Raw genomic sequence first — 5,143 nt, 5'->3', positions numbered from 1 at the left:
CTCGAGGCGGGCGAGCCGGCGGGCGCCGGCGTGCTCCGCATCGTCCTCGGCGTCCGGCCCGGCCTCGGCGCCGACGACATCAGCGCCATCGCCACCCGGGTGGGCGAGCGGATTGCGAGCGACGGAGAAACCCGTGCGAGGATCGACGCGCTGGCCTTCGCGCTCGAGTCCGCCGACTAGCCGCACCTGACCGCGGCACGGTCCCGAACCGGGCACGGGTAGGACGAGACACCGGGCGCCGGGTCCGGAGACGAACGACGAGGAGGTGCCCGTGAGCGGACCGCTCGGCCTCATGGTGGATCCGGCCCTCGACGCGCAACGGCGGCACGACCTGCGCCGGATGCGGATGGTCGCGACGGGGCTGCTCGTGCTCGCGGCGATCGTCTACCTGCTCACGCGCGGGCAGGAGCAGGGTCTCGTCGGCTTCGTCAACGCGGGGGCCGAGGCCTCCATGGTCGGCGCCTGCGCGGACTGGTTCGCCGTCACGGCGCTCTTCCGGCGCCCCTTGGGCCTGCCCATCCCGCACACCGCGCTCATCCCGCGCAAGAAGGAGATGATCGGCCGCAGTCTCGAGGAGTTCGTGTCCGAGAACTTCATGCGTGAGGACGTGATCCGGGACCGGGTGCTCGACGCGGAGCCGACCCGCCGGATCGCCGAGTGGGCGAGCCAGCCCGGGCACGCCAAGCGTCTTGTCGACGAGGTCGCCAGCGTCACGGCCCATGCCCTGCAGCGCATCCCCGACGCCGACGTCCAGGCCGTGATCGAGCAGGCGGTCCTGCCGCGGCTCAAGCGCGAGCCGGTCAGCGCGCTCGCCGGCGGCCTGCTCGACCAGGTCGTGCGCGACGACGCGCACCGCGGCCTCGTCGACCTCACGCTCGACGAGGGTCGGGCCTGGCTCGTCGACAACGAGGACCTGTTCGAGTCGCTCATCGTGCAACGGGCCCCCATCTGGGTGCCGGCGGCCGTCAACGACCTCGTGGCCCGCCGGATCCACACCGAGGCGCTCAAGTGGCTCGCCGACATCCGGTCCGACCCGCACCACTCGGTCCGGATCGCGCTCGACAAGCTGCTCACCGACCTCGCCGACAACCTCCAGCACGACCCCGTCACCCAGGAGAAGGCCGAGCGGCTCAAGGAGCGGCTCCTGTCACACCCCCAGGTCTCCGCCACGGCGATGTCGCTGTGGGTGTCCTTCCGGGGTGTCGCGGTGGCCGCCCTCGAGGACGCCGACGGGCCGGTGCGGGCCCGCGGGGCGCGCGAGGTCGTGGCCCTGTCCGCCCGCCTGCTCGCCGACCGCGAGCTGCGCGACCGGTTCGACGCCCGGATCTGCGACACCGTCGTGTATGCCGTCGACCGCTACGGGCGAGAGCTGACCCAGGTCATCAGCCACACCATCGAGCGGTGGGACGGCAAGGAGACCGCCGAGCGGGTCGAGCTGCAGGTCGGCCGCGACCTGCAGTTCATCCGCATCAACGGCACGCTGGTCGGCGGCCTCATCGGAATGCTCATCCACGCCTTCTCGCTGCTGATCCCCTGAGCGGGCCACCCGCGGCTCCCGCGTACTGTGGATGCGGTCCGAGCACCCGAGTGAGAGGACAGGACATGAGAGCACGCGAGGTGGTGCTGCGGTCACGGCCGGTCGGCTGGCCCACACCGTCCGACTTCGAGCTGGTCGAGCGGGAGCTGCCCGAGCTCGAGGACGGCCAGGTGCTCGTCCGCAACGTGGTGATGTCGGTCGACCCCTACATGCGGGGCCGGATGAGCGACGCCAAGTCCTACGCGGCGCCCTACGAGCTCGACAAGGCGATGCTCGGCGGTGCCGTCGGCGTCGTCGAGCAGTCGCGGGCCGAGGGCTTCGAGCCCGGCGACCACGTCCTGCACGGGCTCGGCTGGCGCGACCTCGCCGTCGTCGAGGCCCGGTCGGCGAAGGTCGTCGACAGGACCGGCGCCCCGGCCTCCGCCTACCTCGGCGTGCTCGGCATGACCGGCCTCACGGCCTATGTGGGGCTGACCCGCATCGGCGCCCTTGCCCCCGGTGACATCGTCTTCGTCTCGGGCGCTGCCGGTGCGGTGGGCGGCGTGGCGGGCCAGCTCGCGAAGGCCCTCGGCGCCGCACGAGTCGTCGGCAGCGCCGGCTCGGACGACAAGGTCGCCTACGTGCGGGATGAGCTCGGCTTCGACGCGGCGTTCAACTACCACGATGGCAAGGTGAGCCGGCTGCTGCGTGACGCGGCGCCCGACGGCATCGACGTCTACTTCGACAACGTCGGCGGCGAGCACCTCGAGGCGGCCATCGGGGCGCTGCGGCTGCACGGACGGGTCGTGATCTGTGGCGCGATCTCCGCCTACAACGCGACCGAGCCGCAGCCCGGCCCGAAGAACCTCGCGCGCCTCATCCAGACCCGCGGGCGGATCGAGGGCTTCCTCGTGGGGGACCACCAGGACCTCGCGGCGGAGTACTGGGGCCGGGCCACCGGGTGGCTCGCCGACGGCTCACTGAGGTCTCGGGAGACGTTCGTCGACGGCCTCGACCACGCTGTCGACGCGTTCCTCGGGCTGCTGCACGGCGAGAACATCGGCAAGATGCTCGTCCGGCTCTGACCGCCCACTGGCACCACCGCCCTCCTCGAACGGACCGTTCGATGTCCAACACGGTGGCATACCGACCAGTTCGGCCCCGAGCGGTCCGTTCGCGAGTGTCAGGTGGTGGAGGAGAGCAGTGCCTTGACCTTGTCGGGCGGCAGCAGGTCGTGGCGCAGCGGCTCCCGGGTGAACGACCCCGTGCCGTGCGAGACGGACCGCAGGTCGATCGGATAGCGCGACAGCTCCGAGGAGGGCACCTCGGCCCGCACGATGGTCCAGCCCTGCTCCTCGGCCGGTTCCGTGCCGACCACCTGGCCGCGCCGGCCGCGCAGGTCGGACATGACCGACCCGAGGTACTCGTCGGCCGTCGTGATCGCGACACTGTCGATCGGCTCGAGCAGCGCCATCGTCGACTCGTTCGCGGCCTCCTTGAGGGCGAGTGCCGCGGCGGTCTGGAAGGCGACGTCGGAGGAGTCGACCGAGTGGGCCTTGCCGTCGACGAGGGTGACCCGCACGTCGACGACGGGGTGGCCGGTGAGCAGGCCCTTCTCGAGCTGCGCGCGGGCGCCCTTCTCGACGGAGGGGATGAACTGCCGCGGGACGGCACCGCCGACGACCTTGTCGACGAACTCGAACCCGGCGCCGCGGGGGAGGGGCTCGACCTCGATCTGGCACACGGCGTACTGGCCGTGGCCACCCGACTGCTTGACGTGTCGCCCCTGCACCGACACCTTGCGCACGAACGTCTCGCGCAGGGCGGTCCGGTGCGGCTCCGCCGTCACGGTGACGCCGTAGCGGTCGGCGAGCTGGCCGATGAGGTCGTCGAGGTGCGCCTGCCCCATCGTCCACAGCACCATCTGGTCGGTGTCGGCCGCGTGCTCCATCCGGACGGTGACGTCCTCGGCCGCGATCCGCTGCAGCGCGGCGGCGAGCTTGTCCTCGTCGGACTTCGTCGCAGGCCGGATGGCGACCGGCAGCTGCGGCTCCGGCAGCAGCCACGGTGCCACGACGGCCGGCCGGTCCGTGGACGACAGGGTGTCGGACGTCTCGGCCCGGGTCAGCTTCGAGACGAGGACGATGTCGCCCGCGATGCCGTGGGAGATCGGCCGGTGGCCGTCGACGAGCGGGCTCGCCAGGGGGCCGACCCGCTCGTCCTCGTCGTGGGCGTCGTGGCCCTCGACGTCGTGGCCGACGAAGTCACCCATGTGCCCCGAGACGTGGACGCTCTGGTCCACCTCGAGGCGGCCGGAGAAGACCCTGACCAGGGACAGCCGCCCGACGTAGGGATCGGTCGAGGTCTTGATCACCTGGGCGACCAGGGGCGCGTCGACGTCACAGGCGACGTCCTTGACGGGGGCGCCTGCCGGCGTGTGCACCGGCGGCAGCCAGGAGACGGTCGGGTCGGGGAAGGCGTTCTCGATGATGCTGAGCAGCTCGGCGATGCCCACGTCACGGCGCGGCGCGACCGGCACGATGGGAAAGAAGGTGCCGCGGTTGATCGCGGTGCGCAGGTCGGCGATGAGCGTGTCCGTGTCGAGCTGCTCGCCCTCGAGGTAGCGGTCGAGCAGTGACGCGTCCTCGGACTCCTCGATGATCGACTCGATGAGCGCGCCACGGGCGTCCGCGTGCTCCTCGGCGGCGCCGGTGAGCAGCCCGGTGATCGAGCTGACGTCGCCGTCCTGCAGGACGGGCCAGTGGGTGGCCTGCGCGTCGCCGAAGATCCGGCGGCAGGTCCCGACCGTCTGCGCGAAGTCGGCCCGCGGCTGGTCGAGATGGGTCACGACGACGGCGCGGGGCATCCCCACCGAGGCGCACTCGCGCCAGAGGAGCGAGACCGGCCGGTCGATCTCGTCCGCGGCCGAGATGACGAAGACTGCCGCGTCGGCGGCCCGCAGCCCGGCCCGGAGCTCGCCGATGAAGTCCGGGAACCCGGGGGTGTCGATGAGGTTGACCGTCACGCCGTTGCTCTCGAGCGCCGCGGTCGTCAGCGACGTGGAGCGCTCGTGCTCGCCCTCCCGCGGACGGTGCCCGGGGATCCGCGCGGCCACGAGATGGTCGAACAGCGTGGTCTTGCCGGCGCCGCCCGGTCCGACGAGGACGACGTTGCGGATGTCCTGCGGCGTGGTGGGGTCCGGAGCCGCAGGAAGGTCTTGTCTGCCGGTGGGTCGCGCCATGACCCCACCCTTCCCCTCTTCTCCCGCCCGGACAAGGTTTTGCGTGCACGTGTGCTGTTCAGCACGAGAAACGCGGATGACCGGTGTCGGTGGGGGGTGGGACCCTGTGCGGATGGACCTGCGCCCCTACCGACACGTGCTGGGCGTCCGCGAGCTGCGGCGCATCCTCGTGCTCGGCTTCTTCATCCGGGTCCCCATGTGGGCCGGCGGGGTCCTCCTGACGCTGCACGTCGTCGCGCACCTCGACCGCACCTACGGCCAGGCCGGCCTCGTCACGGCCGCGGCCACCGTCGCCGTGGCGATCTCCGGACCGTGGCGAGGGCGTCTGCTCGACCGGATCGGGTTGCGCCGCACCGTGGGCCCGTCGCTCGTCGTGCAGGCCGTCT

3 protein-coding genes and 2 pseudogenes are annotated in these 5,143 nt (G+C 72.0%); 4 read left to right on the top strand and 1 reads right to left on the bottom strand.

Features of this window, described 5'->3' with window-relative positions; genetic code table 11:
• The 3 genes and pseudogenes from N864_RS25180 to N864_RS19015 all read left to right on the top strand — a co-directional run.
• Positions 1-180 (top strand): annotated as a pseudogene (locus N864_RS25180) (SseB family protein); the annotation flags it as partial.
• Between the two features lie 91 nt (positions 181-271).
• Positions 272-1,537 (top strand): DUF445 domain-containing protein, encoded by a 1,266-nt coding sequence (locus N864_RS19020; protein ID WP_081794039.1) that lies wholly within the window; start codon positions 272-274, stop codon positions 1,535-1,537.
• Between the two features lie 65 nt (positions 1,538-1,602).
• On the top strand, positions 1,603-2,601 hold the full coding sequence (locus N864_RS19015; protein WP_034720923.1) for an NADP-dependent oxidoreductase: 999 nt from the start codon (positions 1,603-1,605) through the stop codon (positions 2,599-2,601).
• A 98-nt stretch (positions 2,602-2,699) separates the two neighbouring features.
• Here the strand turns inward: N864_RS19015 and N864_RS19010 are convergent, their stop codons facing one another.
• Positions 2,700-4,757, bottom strand: a complete 2,058-nt coding sequence (locus tag N864_RS19010; protein ID WP_034720920.1) for an elongation factor G-like protein EF-G2 — start codon at positions 4,755-4,757, stop codon at positions 2,700-2,702.
• 112 nt (positions 4,758-4,869) lie between these two features.
• Here N864_RS19010 and N864_RS19005 point away from each other — a divergent pair.
• A pseudogene (locus N864_RS19005) lies at positions 4,870-5,143 on the top strand (MFS transporter); the annotation flags it as partial.

The organism is Intrasporangium chromatireducens Q5-1, from assembly GCF_000576575.1.
GTDB classification, from domain to species: Bacteria; Actinomycetota; Actinomycetes; order Actinomycetales; family Dermatophilaceae; genus Intrasporangium_A; species Intrasporangium_A chromatireducens.
The sequence above is the reverse complement of the archived record's forward strand: the minus strand, read 5'-3'. Positions and strand labels throughout refer to the sequence as shown.